The sequence below is a fragment of the Helicobacter didelphidarum genome (assembly GCF_003364195.1).
Lineage (GTDB): Bacteria > Campylobacterota > Campylobacteria > Campylobacterales > Helicobacteraceae > Helicobacter_A > Helicobacter_A didelphidarum.
The window spans coordinates 1-25,483 of record NZ_NXLQ01000012.1; the positions used below are offsets into that span (position 1 = coordinate 1).

Here is a 25,483-nt window from a genome sequence, read left to right on the forward strand (position 1 = left end):
TTTATATACTGATCCTTGATATTCTTTGGTATAGTTTTTAATGTAGGGATTTGCAAAACTTGATATTTTTTATCTTGTTCTAAAAACTTAATCGTAATAATATCACCTATCTTAACTTCTTTTGAGCTTTTCGAAATAATATCATTTACCAATACAACATTATTTTCACACATATCTTGTGCTATGGCTCTACGTTTTGTAATATTTGTTGCGTTTAAAAATTTATCAAGTCGCATATAAATCCCTTTCATATATAATGAATTATTATAACTCAAATTTTAATAAATTGAATTTACAAAAATAACAAAGTTATAAAAGTTTTTTACTTAAATTATCGCTTTGTTGCAACTTAATCTATATTAAAATCGATAGCTCATAAATGCATTGACCCCCACATTAACATTATAGTAATTTGAAGTATAAAGTGCATTTATAACGCCTCGTATCAATAAATGCTTTACACTAAAAAGATCAACTCCGGCATTGAATTCAAAACTTGTAGCAATTGGACCAAAATATGCTGCTCTATAATTTGGTAATATCGTAAAAGTTGCATCTCCATTACGAATAAAATCACGCGTAACCATAACAGACAAAAAACTCCGTGCATTATTAAAATGATAAAATATTTTAAGCCCCATATGAAGATTAAGTCCTATTCCCTGTCCAAAAGATACATAAGTATTTATACCAACAAATGGGCGAAATGCAAAGCGTTGGTAAATAAAATCTACACCAAAAAATGTATCAGCAATAACATTCATTGTTTTGGATAAAAGAAAACCAACACCAACATCTACCCCAAATACACCGTGTGCAACAACGCCACTAGTAGAAAAAGGTATGTTAACCTCTACCCCACCAAGCAATCCAATATAAGTCTGTATAATTGCAGCATTTTGAGATGTATTGTTTGCACTGCCAAATGACATACTAGAAAAAAAGTTTGTTGTAATATTTTTATGCTTCAATGGATACATTGCCTCAATATACCCTCCATTAAATGAGAGAGTTTGTGTATCCCCTAAACCTAAAATATTATAATAACCAGCACCTAAATATGGTTTAAGATTCATAAAAATCGGGTTGTCTATTGTTGTGAAAATATCATCAAACTCTTCTTTCTGTATTACCGTAAGAGGTTGATTATTATCTTTTACCACTTCTTGTTTAGTGATTTCTTGCGTATCTTGTGTAACAGCATGAATATATGGATTACACATACAGATCAATAAAACAATCTTTGATAGAAATCTTTTATTGATAAAACTCCAATAAGAATAAATATCAAATAGCAAAATGATAGAAAATTGAATGTTTTTCACACATGTATTGATTTGGATACGCATAAATTACCTCCATAATATTTTGCCCTCATTTAATACTCTATTCTCACAGATTTATTATGTATTCTTAAAAAACTATAAGATTTACATACAATTTTTATTCTTTCCACCAATAATAATACATACTAAATGGTGAACCATAAATAGGAAAGGTCTTTGGAATATTTATATTGTTTTGAATCGCAATACGAAAATTTGGACTATAAAAATGTGGGATAACATAGAATCCCCAAAGCAAGATTCTATCCATTACATGCAAGATAGCCTCTCTTTTTCGCATATCTTCAGTTTGATTGAGTTGAGTAATCAAAAAATCAATTGCTTTATTTTTTATCCCAGAAAAATTCCTTGAACCTTCCATATCAGCACTCAAACTTGAAAAAAAGAAATCTTGCTCATTGCCCGGAAAAAGACTTTGAGGAATAACACCCACAATTATATCATAATCAAATGATTTTACACGATTTTCATATTGTGCCGAATCTACAATATGGACATCAAGCATGATTCCCAAAATTGCAAGATTCTTTTTAAAAGGTAAAACAATGCGTTCAAAAAGTGTGGAATTTAATAAAATTGTAAGCTTCAACGGTTCATTATTTTTATTTATCAACTGATTCTTGAAAACATAATAACCAGCATCTTCTAAAAGCTTTTTTGCATATTTCAAATTTTCTCTCTTAGAATGGGGATATTTTGTACTTGGTGGGGTATAAATTTGAGTTAAGATTCTCGAATCTATATCTTGCCTATATTGCGGTGCTATTTCAAGCTGTTTTGTTGTTGGATTTTTTTCTAATATTCCAAGAGATTCTAATATAATAATTTCCATTGCATTCTCTTTATCTTGCAAAAATCCACGAGAAGCATATTTAGAATTTTCATAATAACTCGTTGTTCTTTTATATTGTGAGTAAAAGAGATATTGATTGCTCCATTCAAAATCAAAAGCTTGTGTTATTGCCTCTCGAACGCGTTTATCTTGTAAATGTTTTTTGCGTGTGTTCAAATAGAATCCTTGCATACCTGCAGGTAGTCCATGCTTAAATTCAAACATATTAAAATTACCTTCTTGATATGCTTTTCCTTTGTAGTCATTCGCCCATGATTTTGCTTGTGGTTCAAAACGATAATCATAGTTTCCTGCTAAAAATCCACGCAATGCAACATTTTCATCTTTATAGTATTCAACAATAACCTTATCAAAATTATATACACCTTGATTAACCATCAAATCTTGTGCCCAATAACTTGGATTGCGTTCATAAGTAATTTGTGTATTAATATCAAATGAATAAATTTTATAAGGACCACTTCCCATAGGAACTCGCAATGGTTGTGTTCCAAAAGTATTAACATCACCTTGCATATAAAAACTTTTTGGGAAAATAAAAAGTTGCGTAAGAATAAAAGGTAATTCTTTATTTTCACTCGTTTTAAAACGAAACTCAATAACAGAATCATTAATCACAATAGCTTCTTTCACATCTGCATAATAACGTGCCTGTGTTGGATCTCCTCTCTCAATCAACATATCAAAACTAAATTTTACATCTTCTGCAAGAATTTTAGATCCATCATGAAATTTTGCTAAAGGATTTATATGAAATCTCACTCCACTTTTATTATTTGCGATACTTATTTTGTCAGCAATCAATGGATAAATTGCATATGGCTCATCAAGGCTTTGCACCATAAGTGTATCATAAATGAGATTAAGAGAATCTGCTTTACTTCCCTTAAGGACAAATAAATCAAGACTATCAAATCCACCTAAACCCATAATTTTAAAAACCCCACCTTTTATTGCTCGTGGATTTGCATAAGGGAAATGTGTGGCATAAATATGCTTTGGTTTGCCATCCATAGAAAGTGCGTGATTCCATGTTGTATAAATAGCATTATTTTTTTCTAAAGAGTTCGCAATAAGAGAAGTAAAAAATATAATAACAATATAAACTAGTAACCAAAAAAGTTTTAAAATCTTATTATATTGAATATAAAAATTCTGCCTATCGCCTAAAATATTTTTTGCATAAATCAGCAAACTTAAAAAAGAGTGATACTTATCAGAAATCAATGAAATATCCCCCATCCGTATATTAAAAAGAAAAATTTTGATTACAATATTATTTATTTGAAGCGACATAGCTACTTCCCCTAAAACAATACATTAACATTACAATGCCACTGCATATCAACTTGCGTAGTAAGATTTTGTTTTAACATTTGCTGTGTAAATGTATTCTGTGTACCATAAATTGATTCTTGTAGATACCATTTTTGACTACGTGCATTTGGGACACCTGCAAAAGTTATTGGGATCTTCACTCCTATATCTAAACGCAAATGATTAGTAATATAAATACTCCCCCCTACTCTAGCAAACATTCCAGCTCCAGCAATATAGAGTGAATCTTGAGTATTTAAAACTGCTGGGGCGGCATTTGTTGGTGTGCCTGGATTGCTTGGATCATAAGTTGTGGCACCCGAAGTTGTATTATTATAGCTACGATTATCAAATTTCCCTAGACTATAAGTAATAAATTCATATCCGATACCACCATACGCACCAATACGCAATGTAACTATCTTGTAGTGCATATAATTTTTTATAAAAAAGCTTACCGGAAGATTTACACCAATATCAGCACCAATTCCATAAGTGAGCATAAAGGCATTTTTTGCGATTGTATCACTAAAACCGGGATTTGGATTAAATGTTACAGAATTTTGTTCCCCAGAAGTAGAAAATTCATCTCGCCAACATTCTCTACCAATGCCATTTGGATTACTATCAGAAGGAAGTCCGGGATTGCTATCAGGACGGCATTTTTCTAAATTACCATCTCGTATTGAGTTTTTATCAAGATTTCCAAAATTAACATTATTAGAATAACTTGCGGTAATATAACCTCTTGCAGTAAATATCCCATATTTGTCAAAAGTTACCTCAACTCCAGTATATGCACTCGTAATATTTTTTACACTTCCTTCATAACTACCATGTTGTGTATTTGTATAAAAATATCCACCTTTTTCATTTACCGTGCCTGTATTTTTCGTCATCTGATTTGTTGCATCTGTGGTAAGCTTACTTGTGCCAAAACTTTGTCCTAATCCTAAAAAGAATTGATATTTTGCTGCATAGCTTATATTACTCAAACAAAATATCAATACAAATAATGACAACCTGCATATATTTTTATTTTGTTCTTTTCTATTTTGTGAAAAAATACTCTGTAAATAATAGAAAAATATAAGAGATTTTACCACTCTTCTCAATCTTGAATAAAGTTGAAGATTCTTATCGATAAATCTCTGCATTGTGCTATTGATTAAATCTAACAACATTACATTACTTAGTATATAATTGTTTTTATGCATAGCTTACCCTCCTTTTGCTCTATTTTGTTGTTTCCAAAGCAAAAATACCCCAAAATCTGCTGACAACAATAGATAATATTATATACTCTTTTTGTTGAAAATTGGTTGAATCCCATCAGAATCTATCTGCATATTTCCAAAAAAAGAATATATGGATTCCCGTATTCTCGTATAGTTTTTTTCATTATTCACAAAATCACGATATTTACTTGAATCTTTTTTACCTTTTGCATAAGCATGCAAATTTTTTCGAAACATTACAACACCTCTTTCACCATAAAATTCATACATAGAATCTAAATGTTGCAATACAAGATCTCTCTTTAAAGTATTTGGCATAGAATCTGTTTGTTGCTTAATTTGCCAAAAAATCCATGGAGATTTAAGTGCTGCTCTCCCTATCATCGCACCATCTGCGTTGGTATATTGCATAACTTTTGTATAGGTTTTAAAATTATCAATTTCGCCATTTGCAATAAGGGGAATTTTTAAAATCTCTTTCATCAATGCTAAACTTTCATAATCAATTCTATCTTTCTTATATGCATCAGTCTTTGTTCTTGCATGGACAGCACAATAATCTACTCCAGATTCATTAATTGCATGTGCTAGTTCAATTGGAATTTTTTTATCAAAACCTAAACGAACCTTTACGCTATAAATTTCTTTATTACCATATTTGCGAATGGTTTGCAAGAGATGACAAAATTTATCCAAATCTTTAAGTAATGCACTACCATTTCCATGATTTGATACTTTTGGTGCAGGACAACCGCAATTAAAATCAATAATATCCACCCATTCAAGATGATTAATTTTTTCTACCGCTTGTCGTAAAATATCTTCTTTACTACCAGAAATTTGCAAAGAAAAAGGGACTTCAATCGGACTTTTTAAAGCCATTTTCAAAGTTTTTGCATTATCATAAACGAGTGCATGGGAACTTATCATTTCACTCACAGTTATATCAACACCAAAACTTTTTACCATTTGTCGAAATGGTAAATCACTAAATCCCGCTAATGGTGCAAGCATAAGAAGCGATGAAGGTAGCTTTCTTGTATGTCGAAAATCCACTAGATATTGTTTAAGCGTCAAAACATCATTGTAATGTGTTATGTAGTGCATGTTTATCCCTATAAAATTTTAAAATGAAACTTACTTTTTTTATAAAAAATATTCCTGTATTATGTGGAATATTTTTGATTTTTTGTTCCAGAATCTTACCATAATATCCTAAAAGTAAAAAGATTTTATCAAGATTCTTTCTTATACCATTTTCGTAGATGAGATTGCATAGAAGATTCTTTGAATATATCGTTTTGCACACAATCTTTTTGGATTTTTTACCCCAAAGTTCTAAATCTTGATAAAAAGATTGTGTTTGATAAAACATTTTCTCCATATCTTTTATACTACTCACATCTCATTTGTTAATGTCAACATTACAATTTTTTGTATTTACAAACATATAAAACATGCTTGTAATTTTTTGGAGTATTGCAAGTTTCAATTCCATTAAAATCTTTTCTTCTAGAATTTTCAAATTAAGTATAAACTTCTTGCATATGAGTCATAAGATTATATTAATGATCGTTGCACGCCTTTCTTCTTGCAAACACCTGCAATAATTTCACCATTTTTAACTCAGCAAAATGATAGTAAGGATTCCATATATTGCTCCACTAAAATAATATTCTTGACTTCTTATTTTGATTTTTTTACCATTTCATTGAAACTATTATTTTCTGGGCAAATCTTTAGTGTAAAATTCATAATAAAATTGTAAAAATCCCATTTAAGAAGTTATGGTTAAAAAAATAATGTCAAATTTTATTGCAAGTTTATTAATAAAAATCCAGAACATTTCAAATAATATTAATATTCATCGTTTATTACAACATAAACTTTAAACACGAATTTTAAAAATAGATATTTGTTTTCTTGAAAATATATAAAAATACTTTCATTGAATTTCTTAAAATATAAGAGTTCTAAATAAAACTTTCAGCCTAAAATTAACAACAATAAAATGTATTTTTACAAAATATTATTTAAAATTTGCTATTATTTGGTATTAAAAATCGTTCAATATTAATAAATTAACTCGGATAAATTTCAAATCATACTTATGTATTCAACATAATTATATCATTACAAATAATACATAGAATCTTAAAAATAAGAGATTTTAACATCTGCCAAAATATAATCAAGGATTTGTTATGAAAAGAATTTTACAACCAAAGATTCCAAATATCATCATGTATATATACAATTTGTTACAATCCAATAAAGGATTTGCAACACACATAAAGACTATAAAAGTCAATAAATCTTTTTTGCCATTGTATTTCATTGTTATCAGTTTATTTACTTTATTTTTTAAATTCGTATTCGCACAAGAATCTTTAATAGAAATTCGTATAGGTAGTGAAAATACCTATAAGCCATTTGCTTATATCGATTCAAAGGGCAAAGCAACAGGATTTGATAACGATATAGCAAACGCTGTTGCAGAATATATGCCATGTTGTAAAATTTCAATTATTTCCGTGCCTTGGAATACAATCTTTAGCGGATTAGACTCTCAAAAATTTGATGTTGTTGCCAACCAAATCACAAAAACTCTTGAAAGAGAAAAAAAGTATATATTTTCTACGCAACCATATTTTTATGGCATTAGTGGCTTGATTGTTGGAGAAAATTCTACAATTAAAGATTTAAATGACTTTCATAATGGAGATAAAATTGGAGTAACTGTTGGTTCAAATCACGCATTAAATCTTGAAAAATATCTTAAAGAACATCCAAATGCTCGTTTTACAATTCATTATTATAAAACTTCCCCTACATTGATTGCAGAGTTAGCAAATGGGAGAATTAAAGGCATGATTAATGACCCTATTTCAGCAATAGATTATGCAAAAGCACAAAGAATTAAAATTCAAGTAACGAATTTTTATCTTGATAAAACACCAATTTATTTCATTTTCAGAAAAGATTCACAAGAATTAGCAAGAACATTTGATGAGGCATACATCAAGGCATCAAAAGCAGGGAAAATTGAAGCAATCATTAAACAATATTTTGGGGAAGAATATGTAAAATTATTAAAGGAGATTCAATGAAAAAGATTTTAAGCATTTTATTTACAATCAACCTAATATCCATCAATCTTTATGCACTTGATTTACCAAATATTGATATACAAGTTGGCACAGGAAATTCCTATCGCCCATTTGCCTATATGAATGACGAAACTTTACAGGGCTATGATGTTGATGTATTGCGTTTATTAACATTATATGATAAAGGATTAAATTTTCATTTTCATGGTGTTCCATGGAATGCTATTTTTGTTGGTTTGGAAAGTGGAAAATTTAATATTTTGGCATTTCAAATCACAAAAACTCCTGAAAGAGAAAAAAAGTATATATTCTCCGATTATCCATACTTTAATGATGTGAGTGCGGTTATCACAAGAAAAAATCAACACATTAAAAGTTTCAATGAGCTCAATGGACAAGTAATTGGAGTAAGTTTGGGTTCAAACTATGCCCTTAATCTTGAAAAATATCTTAAAAACCATCCCGAACTTTCAATACGAATTAAATATTATAAAAATCCGCCGGCACTTATTGCAGATTTGGGCAACAATCGTATACAAGCAATCATCGGGGAACCAATCAGTTCTGTCAATATTGCAAAGGCACAAGGTATAGAGTTGCAAGCAACAGATATTATTATTGATAAAACTCCTGTATTTTTTGTCTTCCATAAGGATAATATGGAATTAAAAACGAGAATCTCTCAAGCTTTAAAAAAAGCTATTGATGATGGAAAATTAAGTGATTTAAGTAAAAAATATTTTCAGAAGGATCTGACGAAATAATGTTTGATGTAAAATATTTCTTTGAAGTAGCATATAAACTTGCTCCTGCTATTCCAATTACCTTTTTTCTCACAATCGTTTCCTTTATTGTTGGTGGAATCTTTGGGTTTTTCTTAGCTCTTATACGACTTTATAAAATTCCAGTTCTTAGCACTTGTGTCATTGTTTATATTTCTTTTTTTCGCGGAACCCCCTTACTTGTGCAACTCTTTATGTTTTATTATGGGATTCCGATTTATTTGAAATACTTAGGAATCCAATTTGATTTTGGATCAATTGATGCGATTTATTATGCTTTTGTAATATTTTCATTATATGCTAGTAGTTACTTAAGTGAAATTTTTCGATCTGCACTTTTAGCTGTTGATAAAGGACAAACAGAAGCTGCACTATCTGTTGGTATGACTTATACACAGGCATTGGTGCATATTATTTTACCACAAGCTTTTATGGTTACCTTACCAAATCTCCTCAATTTTTTTATTATGCAACTCAAAAATACTTCACTTGCATCTGTGATTACTGTGCCAGAACTCATGGGATTAGCTGACATAGAATCTGGTAGAAGTTCTAGATTTTTAGAAGTATATTTTATGGCAGCATTAATGTATTGGGGGATATGTGTGGTTTTAGAATCTCTCTCTTCATACATAGAAAAGAGATTGCAAGTGTTTAGAAAAAGTCACGCATAAAGGTTATTGATGATTGAAATACATAATCTTTGTAAAAAATTTGGTAATACTAATATTCTCAAAAATATTAGTTTAGAAGTAAAAAGTGGTGAAATTATTGCCATTATAGGTCCAAGTGGTGCGGGTAAAAGCACATTTCTACGAAGCATCAACCTCCTTGAATATCCACACAAAGGGAGTATTCGCATTGATAATATCACACTGGATTATGCAAAAATCTCACAAAGACTGGCTCTATTTCCCAATAAATCTATTCTACAATTACGACAAAAAAGTGCAATGGTATTTCAACAACATAATCTTTTTACAAATAAAAATTGCTTAGAAAATGTTGCAGAAGCATTGATTATTGTTCAAAAGATTCCAAAAAAGGAAGCCTTTGATATTGCATTAGAAAACCTTAAAAAAGTTGGACTTGAAGACAAAGCATTCTATTATACACATGAATTAAGTGGTGGGCAAGCACAAAGAGTAGGTATCGCTCGTGCATTAGCACTTAATCCTAGTGTTATGCTATTTGATGAACCAACTTCTGCACTTGATCCTGAACTCGTTGGAGAAGTCTTAGAATCAATTAAAGTAATACAAGATAAAACAATGTTGATTGTTACGCACGAACTTAATTTTGCAAGGGCTGTTGCAGATAGAATTGTTTTTATGACAAATGGAGAAATCATTGAGCAAAAACCACCGCAAGATTTTTTTAACCAACCAAAACATGAAAGAGTAAAACAATTTTTAGAGAAAATGAGTATTTTTAAACGATATTTTTAGTGTTAATTCATCACAATATTCTTCCACATTTTAAAAAATAATTTATTGTTAAAAATATCCTCAATAGTATTTCGAGCATCCTTTTCTTCGTTGTGTGATGAAAAAATTTAAAATCAAAACTTTTTTTGTTACAAGGTAAAATAGAAATGAGATGTAAAACATAAAAATCCTAAAAACTTTGATAAAAATTAAAAAAACATGCTAAAATTACGCTTGAGTCTAAACATTAATATACCTCTCCCAAGAGTCCAAATATGAATCAAAATATGTATGATCAGCAAAAACAAGATGATATAATTGATATGTTTAATAACATCGCACCAACTTATGATACTGCTAATCGCGTTATGAGTATGGGGATTGATGTCAGTTGGAGGCAAGAAGCCTGTAAGGAAGCATTTGCAATACTGCAAAAACAAAATTTAAATATAGCGGATGTTGCATGTGGAACCGGCGATATGATATTACACTGGCAAAATGAAAGTAAAAATGCAAAAATTCATATCGCTAATATCATAGGTATTGATCCATCTGATGGTATGCTTTCAATTGCACGCAAAAAGGTTCAAAATGGTGTATTTCATGTAGCTCAAGCGAATAACTTACCATTAGAATCTAGTAGTCAAGATATTGTTTCAATTGCCTATGGATTGCGTAATGTTATCAATCGTAAAGAAGCCCTTAAAGAATTTTACCGCGTATTGCGTCCAAATGGTGTTCTAATGATACTTGAGTTTATGACACATAAAAACACAGGAATCCTTGCTTCACTCATGCAATTTTATACAAAAGCACTTTTACCAATTGTTGGTGGTGTTATTTCACGCAACTTTAAAGCTTATAAATATTTACCAAATTCTATTGATAATTTTATAACAAGAGAATCACTAGAAGCCGAACTCCAATTACACAATATGCCAATAATTTTCTCAAAAGATTATAGTGCAAACATATCATCACTTATTATTGCACAAAAACAAGATTGTATTTCTGCAACAAAAGAGCAATAATGCAGGGATTTATCCTTAAGCTTACAAAAAGCATTAAAGAAGATATGATAGTAAAAATTCTTACCACAAAACATTATTATACACTTTATAGATTCTATGGTGCGAGGCACAATATTCTTTATACGGGACGTAAAATTGATTTTGAGATTGAGCATCAAGGTATCCATCTTCCAAAATTACGCAATATCATGCATCTTGCACGTAACTATGAAAAGCAACTCGAACGAGTATATGTATGGCAACAATTTTGCAACTTACTTGATAGACATTTGCAAGACACTAAAGAAATTGATCAATTTTACTATAACTTACTCAATCAACATTCAAAAATCCTTGAAAAACAGAATCCAAAACGTCTTGTATCATCTGCGTATGTAAAGCTTTTGGAATTTGAAGGGAGATTGTATCATGAAAATATTTGTTTTATATGTGGAAATACATTTCAAGATAAAGTAGCAATCACACAAGGCTTGCTTCTTGCATGTCTGAATTGTGTTACTGCACCTGTTATTATGAATAAAAAAGATATTTTAGATTTTTATGAGACAAAAAGCCTTATAAACATAAGTGATTCTGAGTGTACAAAGATTTATAATACAATTTTACTCGGATTATAGTATTCTTTTTATTATCAGCAAAAAGCTGTATTATTTAATTTTTTTGTTACAAAAAATATATAATTCTCTTAACTTGATTTGGGAGTTTATTATAATGAATATAACTACACGATATATATATATATATATAACTTAATTCCTTTTATTTGTATTTATCTCTTTTTATTTTGCCTCAATGCACTTTTCCCAACACAAAGTGATGATCTTGGATATACTTTTATTGACATACATACAAGCATTCAAAATGCTATTAATAGTTATAATTTATGGAATGGTCGCTTTGGAGACATGATGCGCGTTGCTTTTGGTAGTGCATTTTCTACACACATTTCATTTTCTTTTGTTAATGCATTTATTGGAGTATGTGTTATTTACTTATTCTTTTTTCTTATTTTTGCAAGATTTCCCATAACGAATTTTAATGATATAAGCATATTGTGTTTTATTCTCTTTTTCTTAATGAGTGCTGTTATAAAATTTGGCTCAATATTTTATTGGGCTGCTGGTAGTTTTAATTATTTGTGGGCATATTTTTTAATCCTTTCTTTCTTGATTCCATATCGTTTATTTTGGGAAGATTATTTTAATGGCAATAAATCCAGATTAATACAACAAAATTCCATCATAAAAAATGGATTACACACATTTGGAATCTTTTTTCTTGGGATATTTGCTGGCTGGTGTATCGAGGCAAATATTGTTTTAATACTCGTTCATATTGCTTTTATTCTCTATGCTATAAAAAAGAAAGTTACACTGCCATTATGGTATTATATGGGTGTTATTGGTTTTATCATTGGTTGGATTATTTTGTATGTCAGTCCAGGAAGTGCAAAAAGATTAATGTTGTTTATTGAATCGGGCGATGCACGTACGCTTAGCACTTTTCTTGCATTAAGTATAGAAGAAAAAATAGCGATTCTTAGAAGAATTTATGTAGCTAATGAAATCAGATTTGTTATTTTAGCATTATGTATTATATTGATTATTTCCTCCAACAAGATATTCATAAATAAATTTGCAAAAGTTGTTTATATCATTTTTGGTATATTATTTATTGTCTTATGTATTGTATTGAAACTCAATTTAGTGTTATTAATCGTTGGATTTACCCTATGCTTTGTTGGTAGTTATTATTTTAGAGAAAGAGATAAGAGATTCAGTTTGTTACTATTATTAATAGCTAGTTTTATTTGTCTTATTAGTCTTTACATTGGGACAAGAATTCAGATTGATTTTGCACCAGGTAGATCAAGATTGAATCTAGCTTTAATTGATATAGCAATGGTTATTGTATTATTGCAATATTGGCAACATACATATTTTATCTATTGGTTAAAATGTATTTTTATAGCTCTTAGTATTGGTTTCGCAATCTTTTTCCTTTATGTCTCTCTTGATATGCGTTTTAAATGGGAATATATGCTTGGTTCTATTGCTGCACAAAAAGCATTGAATCAAAAAATAATTATTGTAGATTCACACCCTTTTCACCCATTATATAAACGTTATGGAGATTGGGGAAATCCAGGAAAAGATCCAGATGTATGGCCAAATACAGATTATGCAAGATATTTTGGGGTAGAAAAATTCATAGTAAAACATAAGAGTCAAAAAGAGTAAGAAAACCAAAGTTAATTTCCCATAAAGCTAGGAATCTCATAATCCTTGTAATCTTTATGAAATCCCATTAAGTTAAGATTCGATTAAAATGCAGGTATAATCTCACCCTTATAAGTCTCTTCAATAAACTTTTTAACTTCTGGACTTTGCAATGCTTTTTTTAGTTCTACAATATCCTTTCTATTCTCATCACCTGTGCGGATAACAAGGATATTTGCATAAGGAGATCGGGAATCTTCTAGTAAAATAGCATCTTTTGAATACAATCCTGCTTGCAAAGCAAAGTTCCCATTAATTACAGCTATTGAAACATCATCAAGAGCTTTTGTAAGTAATCCTGCCTCAATTGGTTTAATTTTGAGCTTCTTAGGATTTGCCTTTATATCATAAATTGTTGCATTGAGATTTTTAGGGTCTTTTAGGGTAATAATACCATTATTATGAAGCAAAATTAATGCACGAGCACCATTACTTGGATCTGCAGGAATTGCAATCATCGCACCTTTTTTCAATTCATTAATATTTTGAATCTTTTTTGAATATACCCCAAGTGGTTCAATATGAATTTGTGCAATACCTACAAGATTTAGACTCTTATCTTTATTAATTTTTTCCAAATATGGTAAATGTTGCATAAAATTTGCATCAAGTGATTTATCTGCAAGAGCAAGATTGGGCATAACATAATCGCTAAACTCAACAATTTTAAGCGTAATTCCCTGTTTTTTGAGTGTTGGGGCTATAACTTCAAGAATCTTTGCATGTGGAACCGGTGTTGCCCCGACTTTTAAATCTGCTGCATTTGCAATATTTGTAAAAGAAATTGATGTAAATGCTATACTTGATAACACTATTGACCTTAAAACTTTTTTCATATAAAACTCCTAAATAAGTAAATTATGGCTTAATTATATCTTAAAATTTCGTAATTATTATAAGAAAATGAATATCTTTGAAAATAAATTTAATATCTTTACAAATCCTTCAATCATAGTATTAAAAACACTTTGCATGAGTAAAGAATCCTGCAATTTATAAATCTTTTCATCTATAAATTATCTTGAAAATTTATTTTTTAATATTCCATTCAACTCTCAAAGAATATCTTATATCAATAATTTAACAAAAGATTTGTGACCCGATTCGCAAACAATTACTTCCATTTGCAATAGCTATTTCATAATCACTACTCATACCCATCGAAAGAATTTTTGCACCATCTACTTGTAATTTGTCGTAAAGATTTTTTGCAATAACAAAACTTTTTTCAATGAGTTTTATAGAATTACTATGTGCCCCCATACACATAATTCCTTGTAATCGAATATTTGAACAAGTTTCTGCAATTTGTTTATAGGATTCATATGCACTTTCAATAGAAAATCCATGCTTTGTATCTTCATTTGCACTATTAATCTGCAAAAGTGTATCTAAAAAAAGATTCTCTCTCTCCAATCGTTTTTGTAAAGCATTTGCCAAATTCATTGAATGTAAAGAATGCAAAAGTTGTGGTTTTAAATGCAACAACATATTAATTTTATTTTCTTGTAATGTGCCAATAAAATGCCATTCAATATCCAAAGGTTTTAATTCTTGAGATTTTCTTGATAAATCTTGCACTTTATTTTCACCAAAAGCTATTTGTCCAGCTTGAAATGCTTGTAATATATGGCTACTTTGGCTATATTTACTCACAGCAATAAGTTTAATTTCATCATTGCGATTATAACGATTTTTTGCCTCTTCAATAGAATGTAAAACTCTTTCTAAATTGTGCACAATCATGCAATATCCTCATTTTTTTGCTATTATAACATAAATTTAGTATAGGAATCTCTTCATGCAATCACAATCACTTACTCCACCATTTATTATCGCTGAACTTAGTGCCAATCACAATCAAAGTCTTGATATAGCCTTAAAAAGTATTGAGGCTATTGCAACAACAGGAGCAAATGCAATAAAAGTGCAAACTTATAAACCAAGTTGCCTTACTCTGCCCTATCGTAATGAATATTTTCGGATACAAGATGGACTATGGAAAGATTCATATCTATGGAATCTCTATGAAAATGCCCAAATGCCATGGGAGTGGCATAAAGAAATTTTTACTCTCGCTAAATCATTAGGACTTATTGCCTTTAGTTCCCCATTTAGCACTCAAGGTGTTGAATTATTAGAAAGCCTTAATTGCCCAATCTATAAAATTGCAAGTTTTGAAGTTATGCACCCTATACTTCTTCGTGCAATCGCACAAACAAAAAAACCTGTTATTATGTCTTTAGGCGTAGCAAATGAGCATGAAATTGAATATGCCCTGGAGATTTTACGCGATAATAGCCAAATTACCCTACTCTATTGCATTTCTGAATATCCTGCAAATATCTCTGAAGCTAAACTTACGAATATAAGAAAAATGAAGCAAAAATGGCAACAATACAATGTCAGCATAGGCTTATCTGACCATACTTTAGGGATTAGTGTCCCCATTATGGCGACACTTTGTGGAGCAAGTATGATTGAAAAACATTTTATCTTAGATAAGAAACTTGGAGGTGTTGATAGTGCCTTTAGTCTTGATATTTCTGAATTTAGGGAAATGGTAAAAGGTGTGCAAGAAATCTGCACTTTAGCACAAGATTTTATCGATGAAAAGCTAGATATACTTGATATGCGACATGCGAAAAGTGCGAAACAACAACCATTATCTTTTAATACCCTTATGAATCCACCCAAAGAAAATTCATCAGATTCTATAAATCTTGATAAACCAACTATACAACAAAATATAATGCAAGATTCTCAAATGAAAGAAAATAGAGCAAGAAAAGGCAGACAATTTGCAAGAAGTCTCTTTATCGCAAAAAATGTCAAAAAAGGGGAAGTATTAAGTCTTGAAAATATTGCGTGTGTGCGTCCATCATCCGGTCTTTCACCCTTACAATTAGATTCTATACTTGGCAAGACATTTCGTTCCGATTATCAAGGTGGGATACCGCTACTTGAAGAATATATTACATAAAATAAATTGGATAAAATGAAATCTCAAAATCTCTTGTATATTGTAATATAATTTACAGATTGCCTTTTATAATAGCAATCTAAATCTAAGCTTATATTTCTGTTTGAAGCATAAAATAATAAAGAATTTAATTTCTATCAATGCCAAAATTTACTTTTCTGTAAAAACTATTCTAAAACTACTCTTATACTATTTGGAATCTGCGAATATTTTACTATTTACTACCAGTAATTTGTGTTGTATTCCATAAAACAAATAAATTCTTGAGAAGACATCTATTGCGAAAATATTAGACTATGATAGAGAATCTATAATATCTCATTAAATTTATAACCATTTTGAAGTAAAATTTTTTGGACAGATTCTTTATGTTCTCTCCCTTTAATCTCAAGTGCAAGCTCAACAATCGCATCACCATATTCAAGTTTTGTGCTTACACGAGAATAATTAATAAAAACGATATTTGCCCCCTCTTTTGTTAGTAATTCTGTAAGTTTTTGCAAACTTCCTGGTTTATCAACAAGAATTACTTGAAATTTCATTTTTCTATCGCTTTTTAGTAATGCTTTCTCAATGATAATATTTAACATAGTTACATCAATATTGCCCCCACTCAACACAACACCGACTTTATGTCGTGGCTCAACATCAATCTTGTGATGCATAAGTGCAGCAACCCCAGCAGCACCAGCACCCTCTACAACAAGTTTCTGAGATTCTAAAAGAAACAAAATCGCACTTGCAATTTCCTCATCATCAACTTCAACAATCTCATCAACTCCAGCTAAAATACATTCAAATACACCCTCATTGACATCACGCACAGCAATACCATCAGCAATTGTTTTCACGAATTGCGAGTTTTGAATCTTTTTTTGTTCATAACTTTTCTTCATCGCATTTGCACCTTTTGCATTCACACCAATAACTTTTGTTGTTGGATATAATGCTTTATAGGCACTTGCAATCCCGCTAATCAAACCACCACCACCAATTGGCACAACAATTTTATCAAGACATTCTTCATTTATCATTTCTAATGCGATACTTCCCTGCCCTGCAATAACTTCTCTATCGGCAAAAGGGTGAATAAAAGTCAGATTCCGTTCTTTTGCAAGATTGAGGGCATGTGTGTAGGCTTCATCATAATTATTTCCTGCTAAGATGACTTCTGCACCCATAGCCTTTGTGCCTGTAACTTTTAAAAGTGGTGTAGCCTCTGGCATCACAATCACAGCTTTCGTCCTAAAATGTTGTGCAGAAAATGCTACACCCTGTGCGTGATTACCCGCACTTGCACAGATTACACCTTGTTCAAGAATTGTTGTTTTATTTTTTTCATCTTCTTCTTTAAGACTTGCGAGTTTATTAAATGCTCCGCGTATCTTAAACGCACCTGTAAGCTGGAGATTCTCTTTTTTCAAAAAAACTTGTGTATTCGCAACCTTGCTGAGACGCGGGGCATATGCAAGTGGATTCTGTGCGATGATATGTTGCAATCGGTTTTGTGCTTTTTTAATTTCGTTAATATCAATAAGTTTCATATTTTTCCTTAATAATGAGATGAATTACATGGAGTCTTTTAACACTCTCAATAGAAATAGAATCTCAACTTGATTTCTTGCACTTCTATTTTCATAAAAGTTAAATATTGCTTCCTAATCCTTTGTATCTTTACAAGAAAACACTTTTAGAATCTATGAAAGTTATTAGAAATAAATGGAAACCATTCATGAGATTCTATACAATTTCAATATTTCTTCAAAATACAGAATCACACTTTATGTATGATGATAAAATCTATAAATGTTGTAAAACAAAAGTTGATTCTAGCATGTTTTTTGTATTTTAGATTCTAAAATGTATAAAAATATGCGTTTCTAGTTTTAGCTGGAATAAAATATTGTTAATACATATTCGCACTTAAATCATCATCTCATAATACTTTGATTTATCGTGCTTGAAGCCGCTATTTAGGCACATAAAAGCTTTTGTATGGTATAATATATGATTTTCAAAAATTTGAAATTAGGAGAAGTTGAATGAAATCTATAAAAGAAATAAGCGAAAATGAAAAATCTAAGTTTCGAGATTTGCTTGAAGAGTTTTTTAAACAAGCAACAGAAACTCAAGACCAAGGCTATGCGGACTTAAAAAACGCTATCACTAAGTTGCTTGAGTCTTATGGGTATCGAGCAAATGTGAGGTTTGGACAAGGAAAACTAGCAAACTCTCCTCATATAGCTTTCTTGAGAATCGATAGCGACTATACTTCCTCCTCTAAAGGGGTATATGTTTATTGTGATATAAACAGAGATACGAAAAAAATTCGAGTTAAAATAGGTGAGAGTGATGACAATAAAATTCTATATAATGCACAAAGTAAGGTTGATGAATACAATAAGGATAATATAAGCAGCTTTGAATATTTAGAATCAGATTTAGATAAAATAATTCAAGCAATATTTGATAAAATGGAATGGTTTGCAAAACTCCCCTTAGAAGAAATACAAGATATATCAAAATCAGATACAAACAAAAGCTACAATCAACAAAAACCACAAAAACAAGGAAACACAATGCAAACCGCTCAACCTCTCAATCAAATCCTCTATGGACCGCCCGGCACAGGCAAAACTTATTGCACAATTAATAAGGCGTTGGAGATACTAGGGTATCGTCATGAGCGTAGCGAAGAATCCAAAACAGAAACTACAAAAGAGAACGAAGCCAAAAAAACGCCAACGGAAAAAGATAATCTCGACTATGACAAGATAAAAAGGAGGCTCGAGGAGTTACATTTGATAGAATCTAGTGAGGTAGATTCTATGAGTGATAGAGTCTCTGCTAAAGCTCTCTTTGACCACTACAAAGAACAAGGGCAAATCGAGTTTATTACCTTTCATCAAAACTATTCTTATGAAGAGTTTGTCGAGGGGATTAAGCCTATTGTAGATTCTGATAATTCTCAAAATATGATTTATGAAGTCAAAAATGGAATCTTTAAGGAGATTTGCAAAAAGGCAAAAGAAAATTATCGAGATTCTCAAAAATCAATAGAAGTTTTGAGGAAAGAAACAAACATACTTGAACTTTTATCGCAATATGCACAACATCTCCAAGGGCAGTTAGATGAAAAAGAGAGCCTAAATTTTAAAAATCGTATGAAAATTAGGAGAGTGAGCATAGCTAATAATAGAATTAGCATAGAAATTAGCACAGATAATAGCAACTCGTCTCAAAGTTTAAGTAGTCAAATTGTATTGAGGGATTATCTTAAATTTAAAAATGGAGAAATCAAAACTTTTCAAGATATAGAACCTAGAGAAACATCTATGTCGGCTTATCATGGCAATGCACCATATTATTTTACATTGTTTGAAAAATTACGCGAATTTGAAAGCAATGATTATAAGCCACAAAACAAATTACAAAAAAATGTAGAGTTAAAGCCCTATATCCTCATCATTGATGAAATCAATCGTGGTAATATCAGCAAGATTCTAGGTGAGCTTATCACGCTTATCGAGCCTAGTAAGCGGATAAGTGTGAGTGAGGAGGAGAAAAAGCGAGGTATTAGAGACGAAGCCCTCAATGTGAAGCTCCCTTATAGTAATGAAAGTTTTGGTGTGCCGAGCAATCTCTATATCATCGGCACGATGAATACGGCAGATAGGAGTATCGCCCTGCTTGATACGGCACTGCGTAGGAGATTTGAGTTTATAGAGATGATGCCAAAGGCTACATTGCTAGAAAAAATTAAGATTATAGATGAATATGGCAATGAAATTAAAGTTAAAGTGCAAGAGGCTGAACTAAGTATTCAGCTTGACAAATTACTAGAATCTATCAACAATCGCATAGAGTTTTTGCTCGATAGGGAACATACGATAGGACATGCGTTTTTCTTTGAAAAGACTATTTATTATGAAAATAAAGAAGATTATTGGTATGAACTCTCACTTGATTCTCTCAAATCCATTTTTCAGCACAAAATTATCCCACTTTTGCAAGAATATTTCTATGAGGATTATGCTAAGATTGATGCGGTGCTGAATGGTAATGGTATGATAGAATCTCAAACTATGCAAGATTTAAAAATAAATCTAAGTGATGAGCTGGTAGATAACGACAAGAAAGTGTATCGTATAAAGGATTCTAATGATAAAATATGGAATTATGTAGAAACTTATATCAAAATTTACTCTTAAAATGAAAGTAATAAAATGCCTACAAATATCACACTTCATATTATTGAGTGGCAACGATTCGGGATTAGTGATATAGAATCTTGTATAAAAAATAGTGTCGAAAAAAATGAGGATAAAATAAAGGAAAAAGCTCAAAAAATCTTTTGCGAACTCCAAGACTTTGCCAAAGGAAAAGGTAATCACATTTTCTTAAATTTTGATGGCACAAATCACCTCAAAGCTCGTAATTTCGTCGGGCTTATTCAAACCAAAAGCGGAGTTTTAGAGATTTATCCTAAATGCACGAATTTAAGAGAATATACAGATAAAAACCTAGAATCTTATCTGCAAGATTCTAAGCAGGATTTAGCACAACATAACTCAAAAAATTCTCAAGATAAGAGACAACAATACAAAGATTTTTTACAAAATTCTTATAACATTGACAATAATTTTTGCAAAATTCCCACTCAAGATGATGGCAAAACAATAAGAGAAAACCCCAAAATCCTCCTCATTAATCTCCTCAAAACACTCAAAGATTCTCCATTCAAAGAAAGTTATATTTCATCACTTGAGATTGCAAAAATGCCTTTATTTGAGATTTTTATCGCAATGTTTGTCGATGAGCTTCACAAACTCCTTAGCAAAGGGCTTAAGATGAATTATATCAGCAAGGAGGAAAATAGGACATTTCTCAAAGGCAAACTCCTTTTTGATAAGCAAATCAAGTATAATCTCATTCATAAGGAGCGATTTTTCACTGCAAGTGATGAGTTTATCGCGGATATTGCCCCAAATCGCTTGATAAAATCAACACTTCATCTCCTCAAAGAGAAAACAAAATATCATCAATTTAAGATTCTTCAAGCCTTAGAGAGGTTTGATACCATCAATCTTTCACACAATTATCGGCACGATTTTTCGCAATGCCACTTCACGCGATATTTTCATCATTACAAACATATTATGATATGGTGCAAAATATTTCTTAATCACCATACTTTCAGCCCATATCAAGGGGGCAATGAAGCCTTTGCCCTGCTCTTTTCTATGGAGAAACTTTTTGAAGATTATGTCGCCACAATGCTCACAAGACATAATCCGAAGTGTGATATAAAAACACAAAATAGTCAAAAATATTTTATGATAAATCACAAGGGGGAAGATTGTTTTCAACTCAAGCCAGATATTGTGATTGTTAAAGACAACAAAAGCATCATCGCTGATACAAAATGGAAAATCTTAGATTCTCTAAATGATACCAAAAAGTTTGGAATCTCGCAGGCTGATTTGTATCAAATGTGGGCGTATGTTAGCAAATATCAGACAAATGAGGTTTGGCTCATATATCCACTTTGTGAAAGAAGCAAGGCATTGCAAGAGGTTTTGCAAAAGGAAGCAGAAGATAAAGATTCTCATTTTATTTTCAAGGCAAGTAAGCTTGTGAAATTTTATGATACAAATCAAGCCCCTACCAACGAGCAAGAAATCGCTCTTAAGATTCTCTTTGCCCCTTTGCCATTTGTATAAAGTAAAATTTTTATAAAAGTATCTTTCGCTTGAGAATCTATAAAAGATATTTTGAAAAGTTTTGCAAACAAGGATGCAAGTGCGAAAGCAAATGATGATTTCAATAAGATTCTCTAAGCTTGAGCGAGATTTTACTCAAGCTTATTCAGACATTAGGAGAAGTATCCTGAAAAATACTCATGGAACATACTTGCATTACAATCTTTAAAATCCCACATATTTTAGAATCTTAAATTGATCCCAAGATGAATGCTTAGCGGAGTATCCATATCAACATAATGCCAAATATTATTTTTATCAACACCAGGAATGATGTTTTGAACAGCATTAGGAATATATGCTGAACGTTTCTCATTTACATCATAGAGGAGATAGCGAAAACGAAGCTCTATTTCAACAATAGAGATCTGATAAGCTAAACCGACATTGAAACTCCCACCAAAACGATTATCATTTCCTAAATACTGAGTATTAATGATATTGTATGTTAAACCAAGCCCAGCAAATACACCAAATCCACCAGCAATCTCAAATTTATAATCAGCGTTTAATCCTATCGTATGGAGATTCATCTTGCCAAGTGTCCCTTCTTTGGAATCTAGCACACTATTCATATAATCTACATACAATCTCACACCACGACGAGGCAAGAAATACATATCATAGCCGAGTTTTGCACCCCAGCTATAACCCCCAATGCTACTATCATATTCACCTGGAATATCTTGTAAAAAGCTAATGCTATTAGCGGTTGTGAAGTATTCATAATCTGATGACATGGAGAGATAACTTCCGCCACCATACACACCAATCACAAATCTATTGTTTGATTTTTGGGTTGTTTCTGTTTGGTGCAATTCATCGGCAATTACACTGCATACAAAAATCCCTGCCAAAATACATATTTTTTTGAGTAATTTCATTCTAGCTCCTTTAAGAGATAAAAGATATGTGCTTATTATACTCCCCCTCCCTTAAGTTTAAATTACTAAAAAATATCTTATAAATTTTTAAAATTTGTAGATAAGTAACAAATATATAATATTTATTCAATTGTTCCTCAATATTAAAATGAAGAAATATTGTATGAATAATAAAATTGAATTTTTTTGCAAAGTTTATTCTACTTCAAATGAAAAATTCTCAAAATCTTATTATAATTTCAATTTTTAAAGGCACTAGAATGGATTTATATGAATATAACGAACTCCTTAGAGAGCTACAAATAAAATGTGAAAATATTAAGAAAATTATTAATCCGGACGCATTACAAAAACGTTTAGAAGAGCTCGAAAAGCAAAGTTTAGAACAGGATTTTTGGAATAACCAAGATACAGCAAGTAAGGTGTTAAAAGAAAAAAGAAAAATAGAATCAAGTATTGAAAAATATAGCAATGCAGTGCAAAATCTCAATGATACTATTGAACTCTATGAAATCGCAAAGGCAGATTCTGATAATGAATGCTTAGAATCTCTCCTCACAGAATCAAACAATCTTCAAAAACTGATTTCTCAAGCTGAACTAGAAGTTATGTTGCATGGAGAAAACGACAATACAAATGCTATTATTACCATTCAGCCCGGAGCAGGTGGAACAGAATCACAAGATTGGAGCAGTATGCTTTATCGCATGTATTTACGTTATGCTGATAGAAAGGGCTATAAGGTTGAATTGCTTGATTATCAAGATGGTGAAGAGGCAGGAATTAAAGGTGTTGAATTTATTAAAAAAGGTAAAAATGCCTATGGTTATCTAAAATGTAAAAATGGTGTCCATAGACTTGTCAGAAACTCACCTTTTGATTCTAAAAATAACCGCCACACAAGCTTTTCAAGTGTGCAAGTCAGCCCAGAATTAGAAGATAATATTGACATTGTGATTGAAGAAAAAGATATTCGTATTGATACCTATCGTGCGAGTGGTGCCGGTGGGCAACATGTTAATAAAACAGAATCTGCCATTCGCATCACACATTTACCAACAGGCATTGTCGTGCAATGTCAAAATGATAGAAGTCAGCACAAAAACAAAGCAACTGCGATGAAAATGCTTACTTCCAAACTTTATACCCTTGAAAAAGAAAAACAAAATACAGGAAACAATGATAAAGGAAGTAATAGCTGGGGGCATCAAATCCGAAGCTATGTGCTTTCTCCCTATCAGCAAGTCAAAGATTTACGCAGTCAATATGCAACGAGTGATAGTGCGGGTGTGCTTGATGGCGATATTGATTCTCTTATAGAATCTGTGCTTATTTGGAGTAACGCTAATCAAAAAGAATAAAATTATATTCGATTAAAAAATCACATAATTTGAAAGTATGTAAAAGTAAAAAAGATTCTGTAAAATCATAAAAAGGTAGATGTATGAAAGAATTAGAAGAATACAAACCTATTTTGAAACAAATATATACAATTGAAGAAAGAAAAAATATATTACCCTTAGATATTTTAGGCAGGACTTTAGCATATAATAGCTTTTTACCGCGTCTCTCTGATGTAGAATACTTATATCAAAATTTCCGCGTATATGATAAAAGTCCATCAGATAAAAATTCTCTACAATATGAAAAACAAAGCTTAAAAACTTCTCAAATCAACAATAACCATACCCCTGTTTCGACGCATAAAGGGGTATCTATCCAGCTTGATAATCTTACCACAATATTGCAACAAGCCACAATAGGAGATAATTCTCACTTAGAAAAAGAGATTCTCTGTATTTTTATTGATGACAAAGGAACCAATCAAGATAATCTCATTGACTCAATTAGTGCCTTGCGACGATTGATGCCTGTCTTTATTGGTTACAAAGGTGTTATTATTGATACATATCAAATCTTGGAATTAGCAATTAGTGGTGCAGATATGTTTGTGCTTGATTGCAATGCCTTACGACTCTTTATAGATATATTGAGTTATGCACAAACAGAAAAACTGCCTCTAGATTCAATCAATACAGAATCTTTTTTTGAGCATTTACAACAAACAAAACATAAAAAAGATTCTAAAAAAATGCTTTCAACACTCTTTAATAATCTTATAGCTTTTGGAAACAATCTAGGGCTTGTGCCAATTATTCAATTACAAGATAAAAATGATGTAAAAATGCTTTTATCTCTCAAAAATCCTATTGATTGTGTATTATGTCCGCCAAATCTTATTTCGCTTTTACCAAACTCTTACCTCATTTTTAGTTTGTTGCAAGATTCTGTAAGCAAAGATCGATCACCAACAAAGCATGATGTGGGGTTACAAAATTATCAAGGTATTGATGTGCTTTTAGAACAAGTGTATAAGTAATGTGGAATGAAAAATATAAAAAGATGAGTAAAAAATCATTTATATAAACACATGCAATGATGAAAGAATGCCAATTTGAGTCATTACTTTA

At 30.9% G+C, this 25,483-nt stretch carries 23 protein-coding genes and 1 pseudogene; 14 read left to right on the forward strand and 10 right to left on the reverse strand.

Annotated features, from left to right (window positions below; translation table 11 throughout):
* From CQA53_RS06155 to CQA53_RS06180, 6 genes are all read right to left on the reverse strand, one after another.
* On the reverse strand, window positions 1-236 hold a 236-nt coding region (locus CQA53_RS06155; RefSeq protein WP_147290005.1), incomplete at its 3' end, for an RNA-binding S4 domain-containing protein.
* 123 nt (window positions 237-359) lie between these two features.
* Complete coding sequence (locus tag CQA53_RS06160) at window positions 360-1,349, reverse strand: hypothetical protein (RefSeq protein WP_115543147.1); 990 nt, start codon at window positions 1,347-1,349, stop codon at window positions 360-362.
* A 94-nt stretch (window positions 1,350-1,443) separates the two neighbouring features.
* A complete protein-coding gene (locus tag CQA53_RS06165) occupies window positions 1,444-3,495 on the reverse strand; it encodes an extracellular solute-binding protein (RefSeq protein ID WP_245945734.1) in 2,052 nt (683 codons plus the stop codon).
* 11 nt (window positions 3,496-3,506) lie between these two features.
* Window positions 3,507-4,733 (reverse strand): hypothetical protein, encoded by a 1,227-nt coding sequence (locus CQA53_RS06170; RefSeq protein ID WP_245945735.1) that lies wholly within the window; start codon window positions 4,731-4,733, stop codon window positions 3,507-3,509.
* Window positions 4,734-4,811: 78 nt separating this feature from the next.
* Complete coding sequence (locus CQA53_RS06175) at window positions 4,812-5,810, reverse strand: tRNA dihydrouridine synthase (protein WP_407918843.1); 999 nt, start codon at window positions 5,808-5,810, stop codon at window positions 4,812-4,814.
* A gap of 25 nt (window positions 5,811-5,835) precedes the next feature.
* Window positions 5,836-6,129, reverse strand: coding sequence for a hypothetical protein (locus CQA53_RS06180; RefSeq protein WP_115543149.1), 294 nt, complete (start codon window positions 6,127-6,129; stop codon window positions 5,836-5,838).
* 829 nt (window positions 6,130-6,958) lie between these two features.
* Here CQA53_RS06180 and CQA53_RS06185 point away from each other — a divergent pair.
* The 7 genes from CQA53_RS06185 (at window position 6,959) to CQA53_RS06215 (ending at window position 13,344) form a co-directional block, all read left to right on the forward strand.
* On the forward strand, window positions 6,959-7,864 hold the full coding sequence (locus tag CQA53_RS06185) for a substrate-binding periplasmic protein (RefSeq protein ID WP_115543150.1): 906 nt from the start codon (window positions 6,959-6,961) through the stop codon (window positions 7,862-7,864).
* Window positions 7,861-8,628, forward strand: a complete 768-nt coding sequence (locus tag CQA53_RS06190; RefSeq protein WP_115543151.1) for a substrate-binding periplasmic protein — start codon at window positions 7,861-7,863, stop codon at window positions 8,626-8,628. The genes CQA53_RS06185 and CQA53_RS06190 overlap by 4 nt, the downstream gene beginning before the upstream one ends.
* On the forward strand, window positions 8,628-9,320 hold the full coding sequence (locus tag CQA53_RS06195; protein ID WP_115543152.1) for an amino acid ABC transporter permease: 693 nt from the start codon (window positions 8,628-8,630) through the stop codon (window positions 9,318-9,320). The genes CQA53_RS06190 and CQA53_RS06195 overlap by 1 nt, the downstream gene beginning before the upstream one ends.
* A 9-nt stretch (window positions 9,321-9,329) precedes the next feature.
* Window positions 9,330-10,094, forward strand: coding sequence for an amino acid ABC transporter ATP-binding protein (locus CQA53_RS06200; RefSeq protein ID WP_115543153.1), 765 nt, complete (start codon window positions 9,330-9,332; stop codon window positions 10,092-10,094).
* 254 nt (window positions 10,095-10,348) lie between these two features.
* Complete coding sequence (gene ubiE, locus CQA53_RS06205; RefSeq protein WP_115543154.1) at window positions 10,349-11,104, forward strand: bifunctional demethylmenaquinone methyltransferase/2-methoxy-6-polyprenyl-1,4-benzoquinol methylase UbiE; 756 nt, start codon at window positions 10,349-10,351, stop codon at window positions 11,102-11,104.
* Entirely contained in the window at window positions 11,104-11,721 is a 618-nt protein-coding gene (gene recO, locus CQA53_RS06210; protein ID WP_115543155.1) for a recombination protein RecO, read from the forward strand. Before ubiE ends, recO begins: the two co-directional genes overlap by 1 nt.
* Before the next feature lie 78 nt (window positions 11,722-11,799).
* Window positions 11,800-13,344, forward strand: coding sequence for a DUF6056 family protein (locus tag CQA53_RS06215; protein ID WP_220272077.1), 1,545 nt, complete (start codon window positions 11,800-11,802; stop codon window positions 13,342-13,344).
* An 83-nt stretch (window positions 13,345-13,427) separates the two neighbouring features.
* Here the strand turns inward: CQA53_RS06215 and CQA53_RS06220 are convergent, their stop codons facing one another.
* Both CQA53_RS06220 and CQA53_RS06225 read right to left on the reverse strand, forming a co-directional pair.
* On the reverse strand, window positions 13,428-14,219 hold the full coding sequence (locus CQA53_RS06220; RefSeq protein WP_115543157.1) for a MetQ/NlpA family ABC transporter substrate-binding protein: 792 nt from the start codon (window positions 14,217-14,219) through the stop codon (window positions 13,428-13,430).
* 244 nt (window positions 14,220-14,463) lie between these two features.
* Window positions 14,464-15,129: a YggS family pyridoxal phosphate-dependent enzyme gene (locus CQA53_RS06225; RefSeq protein WP_115543158.1), complete on the reverse strand. Its 666-nt coding sequence runs from the start codon at window positions 15,127-15,129 to the stop codon at window positions 14,464-14,466.
* 55 nt (window positions 15,130-15,184) lie between these two features.
* On the opposite strand from CQA53_RS06225, the gene pseI reads away from it, so the two are divergent.
* Complete coding sequence (pseI, locus tag CQA53_RS06230; protein ID WP_115543159.1) at window positions 15,185-16,366, forward strand: pseudaminic acid synthase; 1,182 nt, start codon at window positions 15,185-15,187, stop codon at window positions 16,364-16,366.
* A gap of 308 nt (window positions 16,367-16,674) precedes the next feature.
* Here pseI and ilvA read toward each other — a convergent pair whose 3' ends face one another.
* The gene (gene ilvA, locus CQA53_RS06235) at window positions 16,675-17,910 is read right to left on the reverse strand and encodes a threonine ammonia-lyase (RefSeq protein WP_115543160.1); all 1,236 of its coding nucleotides are present in this window, start codon (window positions 17,908-17,910) and stop codon (window positions 16,675-16,677) included.
* Between the two features lie 1,050 nt (window positions 17,911-18,960).
* Here ilvA and CQA53_RS13715 point away from each other — a divergent pair.
* The 4 genes and pseudogenes from CQA53_RS13715 to CQA53_RS13550 form a co-directional block, all read left to right on the forward strand.
* Window positions 18,961-19,041: pseudogene (locus CQA53_RS13715) on the forward strand (hypothetical protein); the annotation flags it as partial.
* 660 nt (window positions 19,042-19,701) lie between these two features.
* A complete protein-coding gene (locus CQA53_RS13720; protein ID WP_407918844.1) occupies window positions 19,702-20,577 on the forward strand; it encodes an AAA family ATPase in 876 nt (291 codons plus the stop codon).
* A gap of 15 nt (window positions 20,578-20,592) precedes the next feature.
* A complete protein-coding gene (locus tag CQA53_RS06245) occupies window positions 20,593-22,089 on the forward strand; it encodes an McrC family protein (protein ID WP_115543162.1) in 1,497 nt (498 codons plus the stop codon).
* Window positions 22,090-22,168: 79 nt separating this feature from the next.
* Entirely contained in the window at window positions 22,169-22,297 is a 129-nt protein-coding gene (locus tag CQA53_RS13550) for a hypothetical protein (protein WP_281271173.1), read from the forward strand.
* Window positions 22,298-22,310: 13 nt separating this feature from the next.
* Here the strand turns inward: CQA53_RS13550 and CQA53_RS06250 are convergent, their stop codons facing one another.
* Window positions 22,311-23,012 carry an outer membrane beta-barrel protein gene (locus tag CQA53_RS06250; protein WP_115543163.1) on the reverse strand — a complete coding sequence of 234 codons (702 nt, stop codon included), beginning with the start codon at window positions 23,010-23,012 and terminating at the stop codon, window positions 22,311-22,313.
* 260 nt (window positions 23,013-23,272) lie between these two features.
* On the opposite strand from CQA53_RS06250, the gene prfB reads away from it, so the two are divergent.
* Window positions 23,273-24,373 (forward strand): peptide chain release factor 2, encoded by a 1,101-nt coding sequence (gene prfB / locus CQA53_RS06255; RefSeq protein WP_115543164.1) that lies wholly within the window; start codon window positions 23,273-23,275, stop codon window positions 24,371-24,373.
* An 83-nt stretch (window positions 24,374-24,456) separates the two neighbouring features.
* Complete coding sequence (locus CQA53_RS06260) at window positions 24,457-25,392, forward strand: hypothetical protein (protein WP_115543165.1); 936 nt, start codon at window positions 24,457-24,459, stop codon at window positions 25,390-25,392.
* The last annotated feature ends 91 nt before the right edge of the window (window positions 25,393-25,483 follow it).

Excerpts from the sequence above, each read along its gene's own strand:
- CQA53_RS06160 (WP_115543147.1), bottom strand. The coding sequence starts at position 1,349 with ATGCGTATCCAAATCAATACATGTGTGAAAAACATTCAATTTTCTATC.
- CQA53_RS06165 (WP_245945734.1), bottom strand. The coding sequence starts at position 3,495 with ATGTCGCTTCAAATAAATAATATTGTAATCAAAATTTTTCTTTTTAAT.
- CQA53_RS06170 (WP_245945735.1), bottom strand. The coding sequence starts at position 4,733 with ATGCATAAAAACAATTATATACTAAGTAATGTAATGTTGTTAGATTTA.
- CQA53_RS06180 (WP_115543149.1), bottom strand. The coding sequence starts at position 6,129 with ATGTTTTATCAAACACAATCTTTTTATCAAGATTTAGAACTTTGGGGT.
- CQA53_RS06185 (WP_115543150.1), top strand. The coding sequence starts at position 6,959 with ATGAAAAGAATTTTACAACCAAAGATTCCAAATATCATCATGTATATA.
- CQA53_RS06190 (WP_115543151.1), top strand. The coding sequence starts at position 7,861 with ATGAAAAAGATTTTAAGCATTTTATTTACAATCAACCTAATATCCATC.
- CQA53_RS06195 (WP_115543152.1), top strand. The coding sequence starts at position 8,628 with ATGTTTGATGTAAAATATTTCTTTGAAGTAGCATATAAACTTGCTCCT.
- CQA53_RS06200 (WP_115543153.1), top strand. The coding sequence starts at position 9,330 with ATGATTGAAATACATAATCTTTGTAAAAAATTTGGTAATACTAATATT.
- ubiE (WP_115543154.1), top strand. The coding sequence starts at position 10,349 with ATGAATCAAAATATGTATGATCAGCAAAAACAAGATGATATAATTGAT.
- recO (WP_115543155.1), top strand. The coding sequence starts at position 11,104 with ATGCAGGGATTTATCCTTAAGCTTACAAAAAGCATTAAAGAAGATATG.
- CQA53_RS06220 (WP_115543157.1), bottom strand. The coding sequence starts at position 14,219 with ATGAAAAAAGTTTTAAGGTCAATAGTGTTATCAAGTATAGCATTTACA.
- CQA53_RS06225 (WP_115543158.1), bottom strand. The coding sequence starts at position 15,129 with ATGATTGTGCACAATTTAGAAAGAGTTTTACATTCTATTGAAGAGGCA.
- pseI (WP_115543159.1), top strand. The coding sequence starts at position 15,185 with ATGCAATCACAATCACTTACTCCACCATTTATTATCGCTGAACTTAGT.
- ilvA (WP_115543160.1), bottom strand. The coding sequence starts at position 17,910 with ATGAAACTTATTGATATTAACGAAATTAAAAAAGCACAAAACCGATTG.
- CQA53_RS13720 (WP_407918844.1), top strand. The coding sequence starts at position 19,702 with ATGTCGGCTTATCATGGCAATGCACCATATTATTTTACATTGTTTGAA.
- CQA53_RS06245 (WP_115543162.1), top strand. The coding sequence starts at position 20,593 with ATGCCTACAAATATCACACTTCATATTATTGAGTGGCAACGATTCGGG.
- CQA53_RS06250 (WP_115543163.1), bottom strand. The coding sequence starts at position 23,012 with ATGAAATTACTCAAAAAAATATGTATTTTGGCAGGGATTTTTGTATGC.
- prfB (WP_115543164.1), top strand. The coding sequence starts at position 23,273 with ATGGATTTATATGAATATAACGAACTCCTTAGAGAGCTACAAATAAAA.
- CQA53_RS06260 (WP_115543165.1), top strand. The coding sequence starts at position 24,457 with ATGAAAGAATTAGAAGAATACAAACCTATTTTGAAACAAATATATACA.